Annotated in this window: 21 protein-coding genes; 13 read left to right on the plus strand and 8 right to left on the minus strand. The window is 69.0% G+C overall.

Annotated elements, in window-relative coordinates:
* Positions 1-119: 119 nt before the first annotated feature.
* From MOM01_RS12840 to MOM01_RS12850, 3 genes are all read left to right on the plus strand, one after another.
* Entirely contained in the window at positions 120-1,028 is a 909-nt protein-coding gene (locus MOM01_RS12840; protein WP_241385807.1) for a universal stress protein, read from the plus strand.
* Positions 1,029-1,093: 65 nt separating this feature from the next.
* Positions 1,094-2,134: an LLM class F420-dependent oxidoreductase gene (locus tag MOM01_RS12845; RefSeq protein WP_241385808.1), complete on the plus strand. Its 1,041-nt coding sequence runs from the start codon at positions 1,094-1,096 to the stop codon at positions 2,132-2,134.
* Positions 2,135-2,159: 25 nt separating this feature from the next.
* Positions 2,160-3,071, plus strand: a complete 912-nt coding sequence (locus MOM01_RS12850; protein ID WP_241385809.1) for a universal stress protein — start codon at positions 2,160-2,162, stop codon at positions 3,069-3,071.
* Between the two features lie 16 nt (positions 3,072-3,087).
* Here MOM01_RS12850 and MOM01_RS12855 read toward each other — a convergent pair whose 3' ends face one another.
* Positions 3,088-3,351 (minus strand): hypothetical protein, encoded by a 264-nt coding sequence (locus MOM01_RS12855; RefSeq protein WP_241385810.1) that lies wholly within the window; start codon positions 3,349-3,351, stop codon positions 3,088-3,090.
* A 27-nt stretch (positions 3,352-3,378) separates the two neighbouring features.
* Positions 3,379-4,302, minus strand: a complete 924-nt coding sequence (locus MOM01_RS12860) for a nitroreductase family protein (RefSeq protein ID WP_374112297.1) — start codon at positions 4,300-4,302, stop codon at positions 3,379-3,381.
* Between the two features lie 183 nt (positions 4,303-4,485).
* On the opposite strand from MOM01_RS12860, the gene MOM01_RS12865 reads away from it, so the two are divergent.
* Positions 4,486-5,133, plus strand: coding sequence for a response regulator (locus MOM01_RS12865; RefSeq protein ID WP_241385811.1), 648 nt, complete (start codon positions 4,486-4,488; stop codon positions 5,131-5,133).
* 12 nt (positions 5,134-5,145) lie between these two features.
* Here MOM01_RS12865 and MOM01_RS12870 read toward each other — a convergent pair whose 3' ends face one another.
* The 3 genes from MOM01_RS12870 to MOM01_RS12880 form a co-directional block, all read right to left on the minus strand.
* Entirely contained in the window at positions 5,146-6,804 is a 1,659-nt protein-coding gene (locus tag MOM01_RS12870; RefSeq protein WP_241385812.1) for a sensor histidine kinase, read from the minus strand.
* Positions 6,801-7,448: an alpha/beta hydrolase family protein gene (locus MOM01_RS12875; RefSeq protein WP_241385813.1), complete on the minus strand. Its 648-nt coding sequence runs from the start codon at positions 7,446-7,448 to the stop codon at positions 6,801-6,803. The genes MOM01_RS12870 and MOM01_RS12875 overlap by 4 nt, the downstream gene beginning before the upstream one ends.
* Before the next feature lie 74 nt (positions 7,449-7,522).
* A complete protein-coding gene (locus tag MOM01_RS12880; RefSeq protein WP_241385814.1) occupies positions 7,523-8,056 on the minus strand; it encodes a hypothetical protein in 534 nt (177 codons plus the stop codon).
* A gap of 129 nt (positions 8,057-8,185) precedes the next feature.
* Here MOM01_RS12880 and MOM01_RS12885 point away from each other — a divergent pair, with 129 nt between their 5' ends.
* The 3 genes from MOM01_RS12885 to MOM01_RS12895 are packed head-to-tail and all read left to right on the plus strand — an operon-like array spanning position 8,186 to position 9,926.
* On the plus strand, positions 8,186-8,659 hold the full coding sequence (locus MOM01_RS12885; RefSeq protein WP_241385815.1) for a DUF2243 domain-containing protein: 474 nt from the start codon (positions 8,186-8,188) through the stop codon (positions 8,657-8,659).
* A 9-nt stretch (positions 8,660-8,668) separates the two neighbouring features.
* On the plus strand, positions 8,669-9,475 hold the full coding sequence (locus MOM01_RS12890; RefSeq protein WP_241385816.1) for a cytochrome c oxidase assembly protein: 807 nt from the start codon (positions 8,669-8,671) through the stop codon (positions 9,473-9,475).
* 34 nt (positions 9,476-9,509) lie between these two features.
* Complete coding sequence (locus MOM01_RS12895; protein WP_241385817.1) at positions 9,510-9,926, plus strand: hypothetical protein; 417 nt, start codon at positions 9,510-9,512, stop codon at positions 9,924-9,926.
* A 105-nt stretch (positions 9,927-10,031) separates the two neighbouring features.
* Here MOM01_RS12895 and MOM01_RS12900 read toward each other — a convergent pair whose 3' ends face one another.
* On the minus strand, positions 10,032-10,898 hold the full coding sequence (locus tag MOM01_RS12900) for an Fpg/Nei family DNA glycosylase (protein WP_241385818.1): 867 nt from the start codon (positions 10,896-10,898) through the stop codon (positions 10,032-10,034).
* A 73-nt stretch (positions 10,899-10,971) separates the two neighbouring features.
* On the opposite strand from MOM01_RS12900, the gene MOM01_RS12905 reads away from it, so the two are divergent.
* Genes MOM01_RS12905 through MOM01_RS12915 form a run of 3 tightly spaced genes read left to right on the plus strand, consistent with a single transcriptional unit; the run spans position 10,972 to position 12,622 of the window.
* A complete protein-coding gene (locus tag MOM01_RS12905; RefSeq protein ID WP_241385819.1) occupies positions 10,972-11,772 on the plus strand; it encodes a thymidylate synthase in 801 nt (266 codons plus the stop codon).
* Positions 11,772-12,260 carry a dihydrofolate reductase gene (locus MOM01_RS12910; protein WP_241385820.1) on the plus strand — a complete coding sequence of 163 codons (489 nt, stop codon included), beginning with the start codon at positions 11,772-11,774 and terminating at the stop codon, positions 12,258-12,260. Before MOM01_RS12905 ends, MOM01_RS12910 begins: the two co-directional genes overlap by 1 nt.
* A 35-nt stretch (positions 12,261-12,295) precedes the next feature.
* On the plus strand, positions 12,296-12,622 hold the full coding sequence (locus MOM01_RS12915) for a cupin domain-containing protein (RefSeq protein ID WP_241385821.1): 327 nt from the start codon (positions 12,296-12,298) through the stop codon (positions 12,620-12,622).
* Positions 12,623-12,628: 6 nt separating this feature from the next.
* Here the strand turns inward: MOM01_RS12915 and MOM01_RS12920 are convergent, their stop codons facing one another.
* On the minus strand, positions 12,629-14,155 hold the full coding sequence (locus MOM01_RS12920) for a carboxylesterase/lipase family protein (RefSeq protein WP_241385822.1): 1,527 nt from the start codon (positions 14,153-14,155) through the stop codon (positions 12,629-12,631).
* 66 nt (positions 14,156-14,221) lie between these two features.
* Positions 14,222-15,445, minus strand: a complete 1,224-nt coding sequence (locus MOM01_RS12925; protein ID WP_241385823.1) for a hypothetical protein — start codon at positions 15,443-15,445, stop codon at positions 14,222-14,224.
* A 59-nt stretch (positions 15,446-15,504) separates the two neighbouring features.
* On the opposite strand from MOM01_RS12925, the gene MOM01_RS12930 reads away from it, so the two are divergent.
* The 3 genes from MOM01_RS12930 (at position 15,505) to MOM01_RS12940 (ending at position 18,715) form a co-directional block, all read left to right on the plus strand.
* A complete protein-coding gene (locus MOM01_RS12930) occupies positions 15,505-16,170 on the plus strand; it encodes a TetR/AcrR family transcriptional regulator (RefSeq protein WP_241385824.1) in 666 nt (221 codons plus the stop codon).
* A gap of 4 nt (positions 16,171-16,174) precedes the next feature.
* Positions 16,175-17,797, plus strand: coding sequence for an acyl-CoA dehydrogenase family protein (locus MOM01_RS12935; protein WP_241385825.1), 1,623 nt, complete (start codon positions 16,175-16,177; stop codon positions 17,795-17,797).
* A gap of 102 nt (positions 17,798-17,899) precedes the next feature.
* The gene (locus MOM01_RS12940; protein WP_241385826.1) at positions 17,900-18,715 is read left to right on the plus strand and encodes an FAD:protein FMN transferase; all 816 of its coding nucleotides are present in this window, start codon (positions 17,900-17,902) and stop codon (positions 18,713-18,715) included.
* Positions 18,716-18,781 lie beyond the last annotated feature (66 nt).

The following is an 18,781-nucleotide window of genomic DNA, read 5'->3' on the forward strand; positions in this document are numbered from 1 at the left end:
CAGGATGACAATTAATGTGTCGCAGATCTCTTCTTCGGAAAACCGTTGCACACAAGGGCATCTCGTGTGATGACCAAAGTCCGTATCCGGACGGGCGGAAGGCGGCTAGCCTCGGGAGTGTGAAACCACTCGGTGAAGCGCCCCGCGATCACGACCACGTGACGGTCGGGGTGGACGGTTCTCCGGCCTCCGAGCGCGCGGTGCGGTGGGCGGCAGCCACCGCATCCGGACGCGCGCTCTCACTCCATCTGGTCCACGCGGTGGACTTCGCGCCGTCAGGATGGACGAAACTCCCCTTCTTCCGCCCCTCTCAGGTCTTCGAATGGAGCGAGGCGGAGGCCGAGTCGCTGTTGGAGGACGCCGCACAGGTCGCGGAGGCCGTCGCTCCGGGTATCGATATCACCCGTGAACTCGCCCTCACCGGCAGTTCGAAATGGCTCGTCGAACTCTCTCGCACGTCGCGGATGATCGTGCTCGGGGCTACCGGCAGCACCAGAATCGGGGAGGCCTTCCTCGGCTCCACTCCCGTCTCGGTCGCCGGCCACGCCGCATGTCCGGTCGTGGTGGTGCGTGGTCCGGAGGTGCCCGCCCCCGACGACCGTCCCGTCGTCGCCGGTGTGGACGGCAGTCCGGCGAGCCGCGGTGCGGTCGGCCTGGCGTTCGAAGAAGCCGCATGGCGTGGGGTGGACCTCGTCGCCGTCCATGTCTGGAGCGATCTGAAGGTCGGGGCGGTCGAGGAGTCGCCGCTCGACTTCGACCCGCGGGCATTCGAACAGTACGAGCACTCGCTCCTCTCGGAGTGCCTCGCCGGATACGGCGAACGGTATCCGGACGTGACGGTGCATCGTGAGATCTACATCGACGGTCCACGCGCCCATCTGCGCGCGTGGAGTGAGAAAGCCCAGCTCGTCGTACTGGGAACCCGCGGCCGGGGCGGTTTCGCCGGACTGGTGCTCGGTTCCACCGGCAATGCGCTCCTGCGCGAAGCGCACTGCCCCGTGATGGTCGTGCGCCCGGAGGTGTCCTGACGGCGGTAGGGTTCGGGTGCACGTGGACGAGCGCCCGGGTGGGTGCAGCAGGACGAAGGTGGCGCATGCGCATCGGAATGGGATTGAACTACAGCGGGGGCTTCGCGGAGACCGTCGCCGAGGTGGCCGAGCTGGAGAAGGCCGGCCTCGACATCGTGTTCGTGCCGGAGGCATATTCCTTCGATGCGGTGAGCCAGCTGGGCTTCCTGGCGGCGAAGACCAGCAGGGTGGAACTCGCCTCCGGAATCCTCCAGTTGTTCACCCGTACACCGACGCTCACCGCGATGACGGCGGCCGGCCTGGACTACGTGTCCGACGGCAGGTTCGTCCTCGGTATCGGCGCATCCGGGCCGCAGGTCATCGAGGGTTTCCACGGTGTTCCCTACAACGCTCCGCTCGGCCGGACCCGCGAGATCGTCGATATCTGCCGGAAGGTGTGGCGCCGCGAGAAGGTCGACCACCAGGGCAAGTACTACCAGATCCCGCTGCCCGAGGAACTCGGCACGGGCCTCGGTAAGCCTCTCAAGCTCATCAACCATCCTGTGCGCGAGCGCATTCCGATCGTCATCGCCTCGCTCGGCCCCAAGAACGTCGAGATGACCGCCGAGATCGCCGAGGGCTGGCAGCCGTTGTTCTACTACCCGGAGAAGGCGGCGGACGTGTGGGGCGAGGCGATCGCGAAGGGTAAGGCCAAGCGCGATCCCGCTCTCGGTGACCTGCAGATCTACGCGCAGACCGCACTCGCCATCGGCGACGACGTCGAGCACATGCTCGATTGGGTCCGTCCCATGGTCGCCCTCTACGTCGGCGGAATGGGTGCCAAGGGCAAGAACTTCTACAACGATCTCGCGATCCGGTACGGATACGCGAAGGAGGCCGAGGCCATCCAGGAGCTGTATCTGGCGGGGAAGAAGGAGGAGGCGGCTGCGGCCGTGCCCGTCGAACTGCTCCGCGCGATCTCGCTCATCGGCCCGGAGAGTTTCGTCCGCGAACGGGTCGCAGCCTTCGCGGAGGCCGGGGTCACCACCCTCAACGTCACACCCCTCGCGGCCGACACCGCCGGTCGTGTGCGATTGATCGAGCAGTTGCGGCAGATCTGCAGCTGACCCACCGAGAAAGGTTCCGCGTGCGATGACCGAAACCAAGCCGATCGTCGTGGCCGTCGACGGATCCGACGCGTCCACCACTGCGGTGAACTGGGCGGCGCGAGCGGCCGCGATTCGCGGCCTGCCGCTGCGCATCGTCACCGTCGTCCACATCCCCGCCTTCTACTACTCCGAGCCGTACCTCGCGCACAGCTTCCACGAGGAGATGAAGGCGACCGCCCGGGACCGGCTCGAGAGCGCGGCAGTGCTCGCCCGGCAGATCGTCGACGAGCACCGTCACGGACAGGTCGAGGTCACCACCGAGCAACTCGAAGGCAAGGTCGTTCCCAGGCTTCTCGCGGAAGCCGAACATGCGGACCGGCTCGTCGTCGGTTCGCGCGGACTCGGCGAGGTGAAGGGCCTGCTCGCGGGTTCGGTCTCCACCGCTGTGGTCTCGCACTCCCCGGCACCGGTCGTCGTGGTGCGGGGACGCACCCTGGACGGCGCTCCGCCCGCCGAAGGACCCGTCGTGGTCGGCGTCGACGGATCGATCTCGTGCCGGGACGCCGTGGAGGTCGCTTTCGAGGAAGCCTCCGCACGCGGGGCGACGCTCGTCGCCGTGAACGTGTGGAGCGATGTGAGCGTCCAGCCGTCGCTCGGAGCGGTCCCGGAGGATCCGCACTGGAGCCGCATCCAGACCGGCGAGGAGATCGTGCTCGCCGAGCGGCTCGCCGGCTACCGGGAGCGGTACCCGGACGTCACCGTCGAGCGGGTGGTCGCACGTGATCGGCCGGTGCGTGTGCTCAGTGAATATGCCGAGGCCGCACAGCTTCTGGTGGTCGGAACCCGTGGACGCGGCGGCTTCAAGGGATTGCTGCTCGGATCGACGAGCAACGCGCTGATCCAGACCGCGGATTGCCCGGTCCTCGTGGTGCGCTCCGAGCAGACCGAGGACTGACCGGGCGAGCAGGGTGTCAGCCGAATTCGTCGACGCCCTGCTCGCGCAGTTCCCTCCACGCGTCGGCCGGGTGCACACCGCGGCTGATCGCCGCGTTCTCGATGAGCACGCCGAGCATCTGCGAGAGCAGGAAGGTGACGTCCTCGGCACGTCCGCTCGCGTACCGGGCGGCCAGCCAGCCGGAGACGTTGCCGGCCTTGGCGGCCTGCGCCATGTCCAAGGCCGTGTGGAACAGATCCCGCGTGGGGTCGTGGACGGGATCCTCCGTCGGTGCGCTCATCGTTACCTCTTGACCTCTCTCGTCGGCTCAGAAACCCACGCGCAGGACGACCAGCGGCGGCTCCGGCAGGTCGAGCATCTCGGCGAGCCGGGCTCCGGCGTCCTCCACCCGCAGAGGATGCGTGAGTACCGAGGCGGACAGCCTGGCGTCGACCGCCGCCAGCCACGCACGTTCGACCGCCGCGCCGACGCGCACCAGATCGGCCGGTGACGAGGACGGGGCGGAGAACAGCAGCACCGATTCGCGCGCGATCGCCGCTGCCAGGGAATCGGTGTCGGGCACATCCGTGGTGACCAGTGCCTTTCCCGCCGCACCGGCCTCGTCGAGGGTCGCGTTCCATGTCGTGACCACTTCGGAGTTACCGCGCGGCTGCCAGTGGGAGGTCCACGAGAACATCTCGCGCTGGTAGTGCGGGTAACGGCGCCGGGCCTCCGCCGCATACGCGAGTACGTGCGCGAGCGCGGTGGCCTCGTCGGCGGCGAGCAGGCGCACGTGCACCTCCGGCACCTCGCCCGCAGCGGCGACGATGTCGGCCAGGGTCTCCGCCGGCACCGGGATGTCGGCGAACGACTCGCGGTGACTGCGCCGATGCGAGATCGCCGCGTACAGCCGCAGATCGCGGCTCGTGGGAGTGCTCGGACCGAGTGTCTCGATCCGGGCGACGAGTTCGGGGCGATGCGGGTCGGGCAGCACCGTCGTGCGGGCCCGGTTCCCGAGGACCCGGATCGCGAGTTCGAGGTTGGCCAGTGCCGTACCGCACGAGATCAACCGGTCGGCGCGCAGTGGATCCGGCCCGGGCTCGGCGAACTCGAGGCGTTCCTCCAGTTCTGCACTGTGATCGGGAAGACGCAGATTCCACGGTTGCGTGTCGTGGACCGAGGGTGCTTCGACCACTGCTCGGGCGATGATCTCGGTATCCCCCATGGACCAGGTTCCGGCATCGACAGTCACGGCATCCTCCTCGTCCGCTGGATCACCGCACGTATACGCGCGGTGCATCCAGCGTCGCCCATGCGGAACGCCGGGGGCAGGGGGAGAAGGTCCTGATCTGTGCGTCGAACGGCCCCGCGGGGATGGGTCGCGCGGTACACCTGGGAGAATGGCCGGACAGACGGCCAACGAAAGGTGCCCGACATGCCCCGCGTGTTCCTCGTCGACGATCATGAGATCGTGCGACGCGGCCTGGTGGATCTGCTGAGCAGCGTGCCCGACTTCACCGTCGTCGGTGAGGCCGCCTCGGTGGGTGAGGCGCTGACGCGAGTACCCGACAGCGGTGCCGACGTCGTGGTGCTCGATGTGCGGCTGCCCGACGGAAACGGCGTCGAACTGTGCCGCGAGCTGCGTGCCCGCATGCCGGAACTGCGCGCCCTGATGCTCACCTCGTACGCCGACGACGAGGCCCTGTTCGACGCGATCATGGCGGGTGCCTCCGGATTCGTGCTCAAGCAGATCCTCGGCACCGACCTCGTCTCCGCCATCCGCACCGTCGGCGAGGGGGGATCGCTCCTCGACAGCCGTGCCACCGCTGCTCTGATGGAACGCATCCGCGCGTCCCGCACCGCCGATCCGCTCGCAGAACTGTCCGAGCAGGAGCGCGCCGTCTTCGAACTCATCGGCGAGGGACTGACCAACAGGGAGATCGCCGATCGGCTGTTCCTGGCCGAGAAGACCGTGAAGAACTACGTCTCGCGACTTCTCGCGAAACTCGGCATGCAGCGGCGTACCCAGGCCGCCGTGCTCGCGACGGAACTCCGTAAGGAGCGCGGCAACAGCGCATCCTGACGGAGGTGGTCGTCAGATCGGCACCCGCCAGAGCACACGGGTACCGCCACCCTCGCCCGGACCGATCTCGAACGACCCGCCGCACTGCTGGGCGCGGCGCTCGAGATTCGTCAGGCCGCTTCGGCGCGGGGTGTCGGGCAGCCCCGTACCGTCGTCGGCGATCTCGATGCGGAAGTCGTCCTGCACGGACACCGCCACCAGGATGTTCTCCGACTGCGAGTGTCGCAACGCATTGCTGAGCGCTTCGCGCAGAACGGCTTCCGCGTGCGGATGGATGCGCATCGGGACCATGGTGTCGATAGGTCCGACGAACTGCACGTTCGGAGTCACCGGCGAATGCACGCTCAGATCGCCGACGACGTCGAGGAGCCGGCGCCGCAGACTGCTCGACGCCGCGGCACCGGTCGTGTGCAGATCGAAGATGGTCGTGCGGATCTCGCGGACCGTCCGGTCGAGTTGCTCGATCGCGTGCTGCACCACTTCCACGACCCGCTCGGTTCCCACACCTTCCGCGGTCGCGCTCTGCAGGCTCATGCCCGTCGCGAACAGACGCTGGATGACGTTGTCGTGCAGGTCCTGTGCGATGCGATCACGGTCCGCGAGCACGTCGAGCAGTCGCTTCTTGCGTTGCTGCTCGGCGAATTCGAGAGCGACGGCGGCAAGATTCGCCATCGATTCGAAGCGCGCCACGTCCTCGTCATCCCACGGCTCGGTGCCGGCCTCGCGTGTCGCGATGAGCACGCCGGTGACGGTCGACGTGGCCGACAGGGGCAGCACCACGGCATGTCCCACGTCTCCCCGCCCTGCCGAGGGGAATCCCTCGAGGCTGTCGACCTGCACGGCCTGCCGGCTCCTGAGGGCGTGCAGCACGGCGGATCCGGTGAGGTCGTAGCGGACACCGGAGCTGCACGGGAGTTCGGGGGAGGCTGCGCGCAGGACGCCGTGGTTGCCGTCGACGAGCACGACGTACGCCCCGGCGCACCGGGCGAGTTCGCGGACCTGGCCGGTGAGCATCGACAGGGTCTCGTCCACGGATCCACCGACCAGCAATCGCGCGTTGATCGATGCCATTGCCGTGAGCCACCGTTCGCGGGTCAGCGAGCCCTCGAACAACCGGGCGTTGTCGACCGCCATGCCCGCCGAGGTCGCCAAGACCTTGAGGATGATCTCGTCCTCTTCGGTGAACTCCGGAGCGCCGAGCTTCTCGGTGAGGTAGATGCTGCCGAACACCTTTCCGCGCACCATGATCGGCGTCCCGAGGAAACTCTTCATCGGTGGGTGGTTCGGAGGGAAACCGATCGACGCGGCATGCTCCGACAGATCACCCAGGCGCACGGGGCGAGGATCGTTGATCAGCAGGCCGAGGATGCCCCGTCCCTCGGGCAGATGGCCCATGACGCTGCGCTGCTCGGGGTCGATTCCGACGTAGACGAACTCGGAGAGGCCACCGTCGGCGGAACGTACACCCAGGGCGCCGTAGCGGGCGTCGAGCAGAGCTGTGGCGGCGGTGACGATCCGCTGCAACATCGAATCGAGTTCGAGCCCGGAGCCCACGACCAGCACTGCCTCGAGCAGTCCGCGAAGTGTCTCGGGTGTGGTGACCGTGTCGTCGAGCCGGTCGCGCAATTCGGCGAGCAGGGTGTCGATAGCGATGTCGCTGGCGCGGGTCATGACGTCGTTGCCTCCAGCAACTGCAGGGCGGCGGACACAGCGGCGTCCGACGGGTCGGTCTTCGCCCGGCTCAGGTCGTGCGCCGCGGCGGGGACCTCCACCAGGCTCGTGGGCGCGGGAACCAGGTCGAGTGCCGCGCGCAGTTCGTCGAGGCTGCCGAAGGGGTCGCGGTCGCCGTGCACGAAGACCGCGGGCATCGTGATCTCCGGCAGGTGCTCGGTGCGCGCCTTCTCGGGCTTGCCCGGGGGATGGAGCGGATAGGACAGCAGGACGAGAGCATCGGCGATCCCGGGCTCCTCGGCTGCGCGCATCGACGTCTGCCGGCCGCCGTAGGAGACACCGCCGAGCAGGAGGGGGCCGGAGACCCGTTCGCGCAGCGCTGCGGCCGCCAGGGTCACACCCTCCCGATCCTCGCCGGCGCGGGAGGCCTGGGGAGGACCTTTCGGTCGCCGCACGCGAAACGGCAGGTCGTAGCGCAACGCCAGGAAGCCGCTCTCGGAGAAGCGGGCGCACATCAGCTGCAGGATCCGCGCGTCGCAGTCGCCGCCGGCCCCGTGCGTCAGCGCCACGGCACCTCGTGCACCGCCGGCGGGCAGATGCAGGTGGCCGCGCACGGTGCCGGAGTCCAGCGGTTCGACGCTCACCCCGGTACGGTAGCCGCCGCGACTCGGCGGCCCTCGCGGGGCAGCGCGGTTGTCCCTCTTGCCTGCGCTCCTCGTCAGCGACCCCACGATGCGCTGCGGGGCAGAGGTCCCACATCGGAATGACGGCCGGGCACGAGTGCGGCATGCCGCCCGCCCGGGCCGGGGCCACGACGCGCCGCGAGCGCATCGGCGACCATCCCGGTGGCGAAGCCGTAGACACTCTTGTGGAGAAGATCGATCACCAGTTCCTTGCGGGGCCACGTCTCCGGTGGCGCCCCCACACCGGTCGCGTTCTCGAGAATCTGGTCGTTGGTCAGCCGCACGACGGTGAACTTCGCCGAGGCGAGCGGCCCCCGCAGTCCCACATCGGCCATGATCGACCGCAGCACGCCGAGTGCGACTCCCTGACCGAAGTGCATCGCCAGGTTCAGGGACGTCGAGTGCTTTCCGGCCGATTCGGAGGCGCCCGTCAGGCGTGCGAGTACGCGACCCGGCACGTGCGAATTCGGCCGCCCCGTGACCGCCTGCTCGATCTTCTCGCCGACCGTCATGGCGGCGACGCCGACGGCCCCTGCCACCAGGCCTTCCCACAGTGCGTTTCTCAACATGATCGCTCGGGTACCCGCGTCGCGTTCGAAGCAACCAGGCTCGGTGCCGTATGAGGAAGGGCGATGACCGATACAGCGCGCTCCGGGGGAGCGCACGGACGACCCGGCCGAGCTCGAGATGGAATCTCGGTGCGGCACTCCGCGATCAGCGGTGCCCTGCTCGGTGTCGCGCTGATGGCCGCCGCCGACGAGATCGTCTTCCATCAGATTCTGGGCTGGCACCATTTCTACGACCGGTCCACCCCGGCGCTCGGTCTCGCCTCCGACGGACTGTTGCACACGGCCGAGTTGCTGATCCTGGTAGCGGGTTTCACCCTGCTCGCGGATGTTCGTCGCCGCCATGCCTTCGCGCGCCGGCACTTCTGGGCCGCCCTGCTTCTCGGGGCAGGAGGATTCCAGCTGTTCGACGGTCTGATCAACCACAAGGTGTTCCGCATCCACCAGATCCGCTACGACGTCCACATCCTGCCCTACGACCTGGCGTGGATCGGGGGTGCGCTCGCCTTTCTGGTGGCAGGCGCCGTGCTGTGGTGGTCGGCGCGGCGTGAGGTGCAGGCGGGCACTCGTGTGGACTCGCCCGGCGGTGCCCGCGCGGACGGATAGGAGCTTTCGGTGCACGACCATTCGGCGCACACCGTGGCCGGACCCGGCCCGCTCGCCTTCGTCGTCCTCGTCGTGGCAGCGGCAGGCGTCGCACTCTACGTTCGTGCCGCCACACGACTGCGCCGACGTGGTGACGTCTGGCCTCGCCGGCGGGACGCGAGTGTCGCCGCGGGTGCCGGTGCCGTCGCGGTGGCGGCCGTGGTGTCCCTGCCCGGCGGTCCCTTCACGTCCCACATGGCCGATCACCTGCTCGTCGGGATGGTCGGTCCGTTGTTGATCGTGCTGGGAAGACCGGTGACGCTGCTGCTGAGGACCGTCCCGGCAGGCCGGGCGCGCAGCGGGCTGCTCACCGTGCTGCACTCGCGACCGGCCGAACTGCTCACCGTGCCGGTCGTCGGGGCGATTCTGGACATGGGTGGACTGTGGGTGCTCTACCGCACGCCGTTGTTCGCCACGATGCACGACGACGCCCTCGTCGCAACCCTCGTCCACGTGCACGTCTTCGCGGCAGGGATGCTGTTCACCTTCGCGATCTGCCGCCTCGATCCTCTCCGGCGCCGCTACGGACTCCCGTATCTCGCGGTGGTGCTGCTCGCGGCGGGTGCGGCCCATGCGGTGCTCGCCAAGATGCTGTACGCGCATCCGCCTCCGGGCACGGTGTTCGAGGCGTCCGATCTGCAGGCGGGTGCCCAGCTGATGTACTACGGGGGCGACGCAGTGGGAGTGGCGATCGCCGTCGTCCTCGCGGTGCGCTGGTACGGCGAAGTCGGGCGAGCCCGCTCGCGGGCCGAACGGATCCTCGATCGGGCAGGCTGATCCGGGCGGGACGGAACAACCGCGTCCATATGCGATGCAGCATCCCCACGAAGACAACGACCCAGACCGCCACCGCGACCCACAGTTCCGTGGCGCCGACCACGTCGACGAGGGGAGCGCGTCGGCCTTCGCGAGCACCGGGCGCTCCGTGGTGCCGAGGACGGCCGTCCACGGGATCACGTATCCGAGCACCAGCCAGGGCAGAGCGGCGACGACGAGCAGCACCGCCGCGGGAGCGTGCCATCCCTCCATCATCAGCCGTACGCCGAGCACGTTGCCCGCGGCGGTGAACGTGAAGAATCCGAAGGCACGTCCGGAATCGGCCAGGTCGGCGCGCATCTCCCGGGAGAAGGCGAGCAGCCGCCACGACGACAATCCGAGCAGCCCCACGAATCCCGCCGCGGTGACGCTCAGGATCAGCATCGAGGCCGCGTGGAATCCTCGCAGGTGAAGACCGATCGAGACGATGCCACCGGCCATGACGAACGCGAAGTATCCGGGTGCCAGAGAGTCCGGACGCTCTCCCGTACACGATCGCGGACTTCCACGGCGCGGCCTATTTGAGCAGGCGCGACAGTCGACGGTCGGCGAGAACCTTCCCACCCGTCTGGCAGGTGGGGCAGTACTGGAACGAGCGATCGGTGTAGGAGACCTCGCGGACGAGATCTCCGCACACCGGGCACGGCTGCCCGGTACGGGCGTGCACGCGCAGGCCCGAGCGTTTCTCGCCCTTGAGCCGCGCCGCGTCCTGACCGACGGAGCGGGTCACGGCATCGGTGAGGACCGACCGCATCGCCCCGTAGAGAGCGGTCACCTCGTGCTCGGTCAGCCGGCCGGCGGTCGCGAAGGGCGACTGCTGCGCGACGTGGAGGATCTCGTCCGAATAGGCGTTGCCGATACCGGAGAGAGTTTTCTGGTCGGTGAGCAGAGTCTTGAGTCGCGCGGTGCTGCCGGTCAGGAGCGCGGCGAATTCGTCGCGCGTGACGGCGAGCGCGTCGGGGCCCAGGCGCGCGATTGCCGGCACCTTCCGCGGATCGTCGACGATCCACACGGCCAGCCGCTTCTTCGTGCCGGCTTCCGTGAGATCGAAGGCAGGGGTGGTCGCGTCCGGTGCGAACAGGTGCACCCGCAGGGCGAGCGGCCCGCGGCCGAGTTTCGGGGGAGTCTGCGACGGCTCGTCGAGCCATCGGAGCCACCCGGCCCGGGACAGATGGGTGATCAGGTGCAGACCGGATGCCTCGATCGCGAGGAACTTCCCGAACCGCACGGCGCCGGTGATGTCGCGTCCCTGCAGCGCGGTGATCGGCGGGTCGGCGGTCTGCAGCACGCTCAGCGCCGCCACGTCTATGCGTCCGACGACGCTGCCGACGGCATGCTCGCGCAGGAACACCGCGAGTGCTTCCACCTCGGGGAGCTCGGGCATGGGACCAGGCTACGGTCGCAGGGGCCGTCTCGGGTGCCGACGGGCACGATTCGGTCACGGATAGACTGCCCTCGTGACTGTGTCGACGCCCTACGAAGACCTCCTGCGCCTGATCCTCGAGACCGGAGCGGAGAAGGCGGACCGCACCGGAACCGGCACCCGGAGCCTGTTCGGTCACCAGATGCGTTTCGACCTCTCCGAGGGCTTCCCGCTGATCACCACGAAGAAGGTGCATCTGAAGTCCATCGTCTACGAACTGCTGTGGTTCCTGCGCGGCGACTCCAACGTGCAGTGGCTCCGGGAGCACGGTGTGACGATCTGGGACGAGTGGGCCGGACCGGACGGCGATCTCGGCCCGGTCTACGGGGTGCAGTGGCGCTCGTGGCCCACACCGGACGGACAGCACATCGACCAGATCAGCCAGGTGATCGAGACGTTGCGCAGCAATCCCGATTCCCGTCGCATCATCGTCTCCGCCTGGAATGTCGCCGAACTCGACAAGATGGCGCTGATGCCGTGCCACGCCTTCTTCCAGTTCTACGTGGCCGACGGCAAGCTCAGCTGCCAGCTCTACCAGCGCAGCGCCGACATGTTCCTCGGCGTTCCGTTCAACATCGCCAGCTACGCCCTGCTCACCCACATGGTCGCGCAGCAGACCGGTCTCGAGCTCGGGGAGTTCGTCTGGACCGGCGGTGACTGCCACATCTACTCGAATCACGTCGAACAGGTCACCGAGCAGCTCGGTCGCGAGCCGTATCCGTACCCGACGTTGAAGCTGCGCCGCCGCGACTCGATCTTCGACTACCGCTACGAGGACGTCGAGGTCGTGGACTACCGGCACCATCCGGCGATCAAGGCGCCGGTGGCCGTCTGATGCGCGAGGTCACTCTCGTCTGGGCCCAGGCGCGGGGCGGTGTGATCGGCCGCGACAACACGATCCCGTGGCACATCCCTGAGGATCTCGCGTTCTTCAAGGACGCGACGATGGGAAAACCGGTGATCATGGGCCGGCTCACCTGGGATTCCCTGCCGCCGAGGTTCCGGCCGCTACCGGGGCGCCGGAACGTCGTCGTCACCCGCAACGGCGAGTGGTCCGCCGAAGGAGCCGAGACCGCGACGAGCCTCGACGAAGCGCTGGCACTCGCCGGTGACGGCGAGGTCGTGGTGATCGGTGGCGGCCAGATCTACGCGCAGGCGATGCCGTTCGCGACGCGGCTGCTCGTCACCGAGGTCGACCTCGACATCGACGGCGACGCGACCGCGCCTCCGATCGGGCCGGAATGGTCGGCCGTGGAGACAGGGGAACGGCAGGTGTCCGCGAAGGGAATCGGCTTCCGCTGGATCCGGTACTCGCGAAGCTGAGTTCTCACCCCGGCGTATGAGCCATACTGCGGTACATGGACAAGCTCTCCTTGACCGCCATGGCACGGCAGCAGCTCAAACTCGCGGCGACGTCCAGCAGCGGGCGCAGCTCGCAGACGGTTTTCGGTGGGCATACCAAGCATCTGCGGCAGACCGTCGTCGCGCTGCTCGCGGGCCGCGAACTCGGCGAGCACGACAGCCCGGGGGAGGCCACCCTGCAGGTGCTGTCGGGTCAGCTGCAGCTCGTCGCCGGCGACGACCTGTGGAAGGGCTCGGCGGGCGATCTGATCGTCATCCCGCCCGTGCGGCACAGCGTCAGCGCCATCGAGGACGTGGCCTTCCTGCTCACCGTCACCAAGTAGCCGCGCTCACAGAGCGGGCGCCGCGGTGGCGTATCCGCGGTAACCCTCCCAGGCGAGCCGGCGATCGCGGCGCGGATCGTACTCGACACGCGTCACCTCGTCGAAAATGACTGTGGCGCGGGATTTTTCGTCGTAGATCGGCCATGAGGGCAACGGTTCCGAGTGCTGGGCGACGTTGAGCCACTGCCTCTGCATCGCCGCCGAGACCGTGCGCAGGCCGCGCCGGCCGCCGAGCGCCGTGAGTGCGCGACCCGCCGGTTCGTCGGCCTGGCCGAAGACCGCGAGCAACTCCACGGCGTGCGTGGCGTCGAAGCCCGTCCATTTCAGGAGTCGCGGCGCGAAATCGAATCGGTACATGTAGGTGGGTGCGAAGCGGGAGTGAGCCTCCGCGATCTGCACGGAGGGATACCAGAACGTGAGATCGCCGCCGAGATCGATCGCGGCCCGCTCGTTCGGATATCCCGGATAGGCCGCTGTGATGCGATCCTTCGCCCCCGGGTCGGTGGCCGCGAACAGGGCGTCGATCCGCTGGGGATTGGTGGGCAGCGCGTCGAGGAACTTCGGGAACAGCGCCCCTTCCCGGTCGTTCGTGCCCACCACCAGCGGAACCGGGTGCGCGGCTCCCGTCTCGTATGCCTCGAGCGGCTGGACCGGAACGAAATCACCGTCGACGACCGGGCCGAAGGGGTGAAGTCCGGGTGTCGCGCGTAGCACCTGCGAACCCAGCCGTGAACCGATGCGTCCGAGATCGGCCGGGGACGCGTCGAGGAGTGCCTGCGCGGCCGAGTCCGGCTCGGCGCCGAGCAACTCCACGAACTTCCGGCCCCATTCCGCGGACCGTTCGGCGGTGACCACGAGATTCGGGGCCGGGCTCTGCGCGATCGCGGCGGAGAACAGTCCGCGCGCGGCAGGCGTGGCGAGCAGGGTCGTCACCGATGTGCCGCCTGCCGATTCACCGAAGATCGTCACGTTGCCGGGGTCGCCACCGAACGCCGCGATGTTGCGCTGCACCCACTCCAGGGCCGCCACCTGGTCGCGCAATCCCAGATTCGAATCGAAGCGCACCGAATCGTTCGAGAAGACTCCGAAATCGAGGTAGCCCAGTGCCCCCAGCCGGTAGTTGACCGAGACGTACACGACGTCGCCGTCACGGACCAGCGATTCGCCGCCGTAGATCGACAACGCGCTCGTGCCGAGGGTGAACGCGCCACCGTGGAGGAACACCAGGACCGGGCGGGGGGTGTGTACCCGCCCGGCGGGGGCGAGCACGTTGAGGGTGAGACAGTCCTCGTCGGGGCGGATGCGCACCCCGCGGCGGCCGGTCGCGACCCCGCGCGGGTGCTGGGAGGCGGCATTGCCGAACTTCGTCGCGTCGCGCACGCCCGCCCACGGCTCGACCGGCTGCGGGGCGCGCAGGCGCAGGGGACCGACCGGGGGAGCGGCGTACGGGATGCCGCGCCAGGTGAGGAGGTCGTCGAGGCGGGCGCCGCGGACGGCTCCGTCCGTATATGTGACGAGGGTCTCGGACGTCATCTGTCGCACTGTACGTGACCCCGGGCCGTCGCGGTCCGGCTGTGCGCGCCGGACCGCGGGACGACGTCACCAGGAGCGCGGTTCGAGTCCTCGTTCCGAGAGTTCCGTCCGGACATGGGCGTGCAGTGTCGACCTGTCCGGGAAGTGCTCCTCATCGAGAGCGACGAATGCCAGCGTGTACCGCTGGTCGGTGTGGCAGGAATACACCGACAACCGGGTCGCGGTGCGGGCCGGGTGTACGTCGAGCCCCGGGTGCATGGCGCGCATCGCGATCCCGGTGGCGCGATAGGGCCCCAGCGTGGTGAGCTCGGTGGGGACCCGTCCGATGTTGGAACACAAAAGATCCCGTTCACCGGCCCCCTGCGACACGCGGGCCGCGAACCGATCGGGGAGGAGTTGCAGGATCTCGGCGGGCATGTTGTGCGGGGCTCCCTCGCGGGGCCGAGCATAGGCCTGCGACGCGCGCGCGCGGATCTCGGCGACGGTGTCGCCTTCGTCGAGGGAGATCCCCACCATCGACACGCCGTTGGAGACGGTCCCGCCCCCACGATCGTCCACGGGAATGGATATGCGCAGCGGGAAGGCGAGCCCGGCACGCCGCGCCACGCCGGTGGACACCGCGAGCAGCAGGGCGTTCGGAGTGCCGTCCGCCGCCTTCGCGACCCTGTTCCAGACGGCGGACTCGATATCGAAGACGACGGTGCGCGGGGGCATTCGCACGGTTCTGGATGCGGGAGGCTTCTCCGGGCGGGGTGTGTAGCGCGCACCGCGCAGACCCCGGCCCACCCGGCGGATCAGTTGCATCGCGTCCCGAAGGTCGGAGTTGCGGCGGGGATCCGGCCGCCGGGGCCGATCGGCGAGGGCGTCGGCGACCGCGCGGACGAAGCCTCGCGCGTCGGTCAGGACGTGGGAACACACGATCGACAGTGCGGTGCCTCCGCCGGTCAGGTGGGCGGCGGCGAGAGCCCAGCCCGGACCGAGTTCCGGATCGACGCTCACATTCGCGTGCTCGTCGGCCCAGCGGAGGAGTTCGTCGTCGGGGATCGGCGTCGGGGGATAACGCAGCGGATAGACATGCGTACTCGGCTCGAAACGCGGGCGGGCCCCCGGCAGTCGTGGGCGCACCACACGGCGTCCCAGAGGTCCCTCGGACAGCACGTCGTGCAACGACAGCAACAACGTCGCGTCGACGGTCTCGTCGGTACGCCACAGTCCCTGCATCACCGACGGCAGGCCGGTCCCCTTGTGACGATGGAGGAACATCTCGTCCACCACGCTCAATCGATTCACAGTTCCGACCGTAGCGTCGACCGTTGACCGAAGCAGTGAACAGGAGTTCAATCCTTGGTGTGGCGTACCGGCGGACTCCCGCAGTGCAGGAACGGCTCGATGCGCAGCGCGACGCGATCGCGGCTGCAGCAGTGGGCCTGCTCGGCGAGCGCGGCTACAGCGGACTGTCGGTCTCGGCGGTCGCCGAACGGGCCGGCGTCGCGACGGGCAGTGTCTACCGGCACTACGTCGACAAGTCCGATCTCATGGTGCGGATCTTCCGGGAACTGTGCACCCGGGAGGTCGAGGCCGTGACGACCGCAGCCGCACACGGGACCGGCGCCGAACGCGTGGGCGCCGTGGTCGGCACCTTCGCCCGCCGCGCCCTGCGCAATCCCGTCCTCGCCTACGCGCTGCTCGCCGAACCCGTCGACGCTGCCGTCGACGCCGAACGGCTCGTACTGCGACGTGCCTTCGCGGCAGCCTTCGCGGGTGCCGTGTACCACGGGATCGGCACCGGTGAATTCCCCGAGCAGGACGTCGAACTCACCGCCGCCGCGCTCGTCGGAGCGGTCGGCGAGGTCCTCACCGGTCGCCTCCGCGGCGCAGCCGATGGTCGTCTCCGCGGCGCAGCCGATGGTCGCCTCCGCGAGGGGGCGACCGCGTCCACCGTCCCCGATCTCGTCGCCCTCGCCCTGCGGGCGGCCGGATATCTGCGACCCGCACCGACATCGTGTCAGGAGTGACATCGTGAAGTTCCCCGCCACCCACGAGGTGTTCAACCAGGTACCGGACCTCGTCCCGTACGCCGCCGCCGACGATCGGGCACTGCTCGAAGGACTCCACCGCGAGGGGGCGGCCTGGGCCGAGGACGAGGTCCGCGAACTCGGCGTCCTCGCCGGCGCGACACGTGCCCAGGACTGGGGACGCCTCGCGAACGAACATCCGCCCGTGCTGCACACGCACGACCGCTACGGCCACCGCATCGACGAGGTCGAGTTCCATCCGCACTGGCACGATCTGATGACCGTCGCCGTGGAGCACGGCCTGCACGCGGCGCCGTGGCGCGACCCGCGTCCCGGCGCGCACGTCGCCCGCGCCGCGAAGTTCTACGCGTGGGGGCACACCGACGCCGGGCACATGTGCCCGATCTCGATGACCTACGCGGCGATCCCCGCGCTGCGGCACACTCCGGAACTGGCCGAGCGGTACGAACCGCTGCTCGCCGCACCGCACTACGATGCCGGGCTCCGGGAGCCGTCCACCAAGCGGGGACTCATCGCCGGAATGTCGATGACCGAGAAGCAGGGCGGCTCGGACGTCCGCGCCAACACCACCACGGCCACACCGAACGACGACGGCATCTACACCATCGTCGGGCACAAGTGGTTCACCTCCGCACCCATGTCCGACCTGTTCCTCACCCTCGCGCAGACCGAGCACGGACCGTCGTGCTTCCTGCTGCCGCGGGTACTGCCCGACGGCACCCGCAACCCGATCCGCATCCAGCGCCTGAAGGACAAGCTGGGCAACAAGTCGAACGCTTCCTCCGAGATCGAGTACGAGAACGCGATCGGGTGGCTCGTCGGTCCCGAGGGGCGCGGGGTGAACACCATCATCGAGATGGTGAACATGACCCGGCTGGACTGCGTCATCGGGTCCGCGGTCAACATGCGGGTCGCGGCGCTGCGCGCCGTGCACCACGCGCGGCATCGGAAGGCGTTCGGATCGCTGCTCGTCGATCAGCCGCTCATGCGCAACGTGCTCGCCGACCTCGTCGTCGAATCCGACGCGGCGACCACGATGATGATGCGCCTCGCCGGGGCCACCGATCGCGCGGCCGGCGACGAGCAGGAGGCCGCCTTGCGCCGCATCGCGCTGGCCGTCACGAAGTACTGGGTGTGCAAGCGGGCACCCGCGGTGGCGGCCGAGGCGCTCGAATGTCTCGGCGGCAACGGTTACGCCGAGGAATCGGGGATGCCGCGGCTGTACCGCGAAGCGCCGCTCATGTCGATCTGGGAGGGATCCGGCAACGTCGCGGCACTCGACGCGCTGCGTGCCATGGCCCGGCAACCCGACACCGTCGACGCGTTCTTCGCCGAGGTCCGGCTCGCCGAGGGCGCCGATCCGCGGCTCGATTCGGCCGTCTCCCGTGTCGGTAAGGAACTCGCCGACCTCGAGGACGCCCAGTACCGGGCTCGGCGGGTCGTGGAGCTCATGGCTCTGGTCCTGCAGGGCGCACAGCTCGTCCGGCACGGCGACCCGGCGGTGGCCGACGCGTTCTGCCGCAGCAGACTCGACCACGACTGGGGCATCGCGATGGGGACGTTACCGACCGGCGTGGACACCGCGGCCGTCCTCGCTCGGATCTGACCGGCCGGCCCTGGGCGGCTCGACCGTCACCGTCGCGTGTCGGTGGCCGCAGGCATACTTGGACTACGTCGTCCGAGGACTCGACCACGGGTGGTGCCCGTCATGACCGGTAGCAACGAATGGTGGGAGTGGGACCGGAAGATCGCACTCGCGGTGACCGAACCGCATGCGCTGCACCGTGCCCGCATGATCGTGCGCGGCGTCGTCGCCGAATCCGCGGCGGTGAGCGACAGCCGCCGGGGCGACGCCGAGATCCATTCCGTCAACCTCGCCCAGGGCACGCCGGTCACGATGAGCCCGCGCCTGGCGTCGATGCTGCGTTCGGCCCTGTGGGCGGCCCGGATGACGGGCGGAGCCGTTACTCCGCTCGACTCCGACGACACCTCCCTCGACGCCGATGCGATCCCGCCGATCCACCCGATCCCGACCTATCTCGACGTACAGATCGACGGCGATACCGTGCTGGCGCCGTTCGGTGTCAACCTCGAACTCGGGGCGACGGCCGTCGCGGACACCGTCGACTACGCCGCGGCGCTCGTCACGAGTCTGCTCGGGTGCGGGGTGCTCGTGCGCATCGATTCGGTCGTGGCCACCGCCGGTCGCTCTCCGGCCGGGGGCTGGCAGGTGCCGCTTCCGGACCGGGGAGCGGTCGAACTCCCGCCCGGCTCCGCGATCGCATCACACGTCAACGATGTCGCGACGTCGCACATCGGCGACGTCACGGCTCGGGACCGATGGCGGATCGTCACGGTGATCGCCCCCGACGCGGTGTGGGCCGACGCAGCCGCGGCCACGGCACTGCAGCGGGGGATCGGCGCGTTGTCGTGGCTCGAGCAGTACGACCTCGCTGCACGTCTCGTCGATACGCACGGCCGGGTCCGGACCACCACGGCCTGGTCCGATCCGAAGGCGGCATGACCGAAACCGGTCACCGCTCGTCGCGCATGTGCCGGTAGGTGGTGATCAGACGGTCGGTGGATGCGT

Origin of the sequence: Rhodococcus sp. CH91 (assembly GCF_022554085.1) — a bacterium.
Lineage (GTDB): Bacteria > Actinomycetota > Actinomycetes > Mycobacteriales > Mycobacteriaceae > Rhodococcus.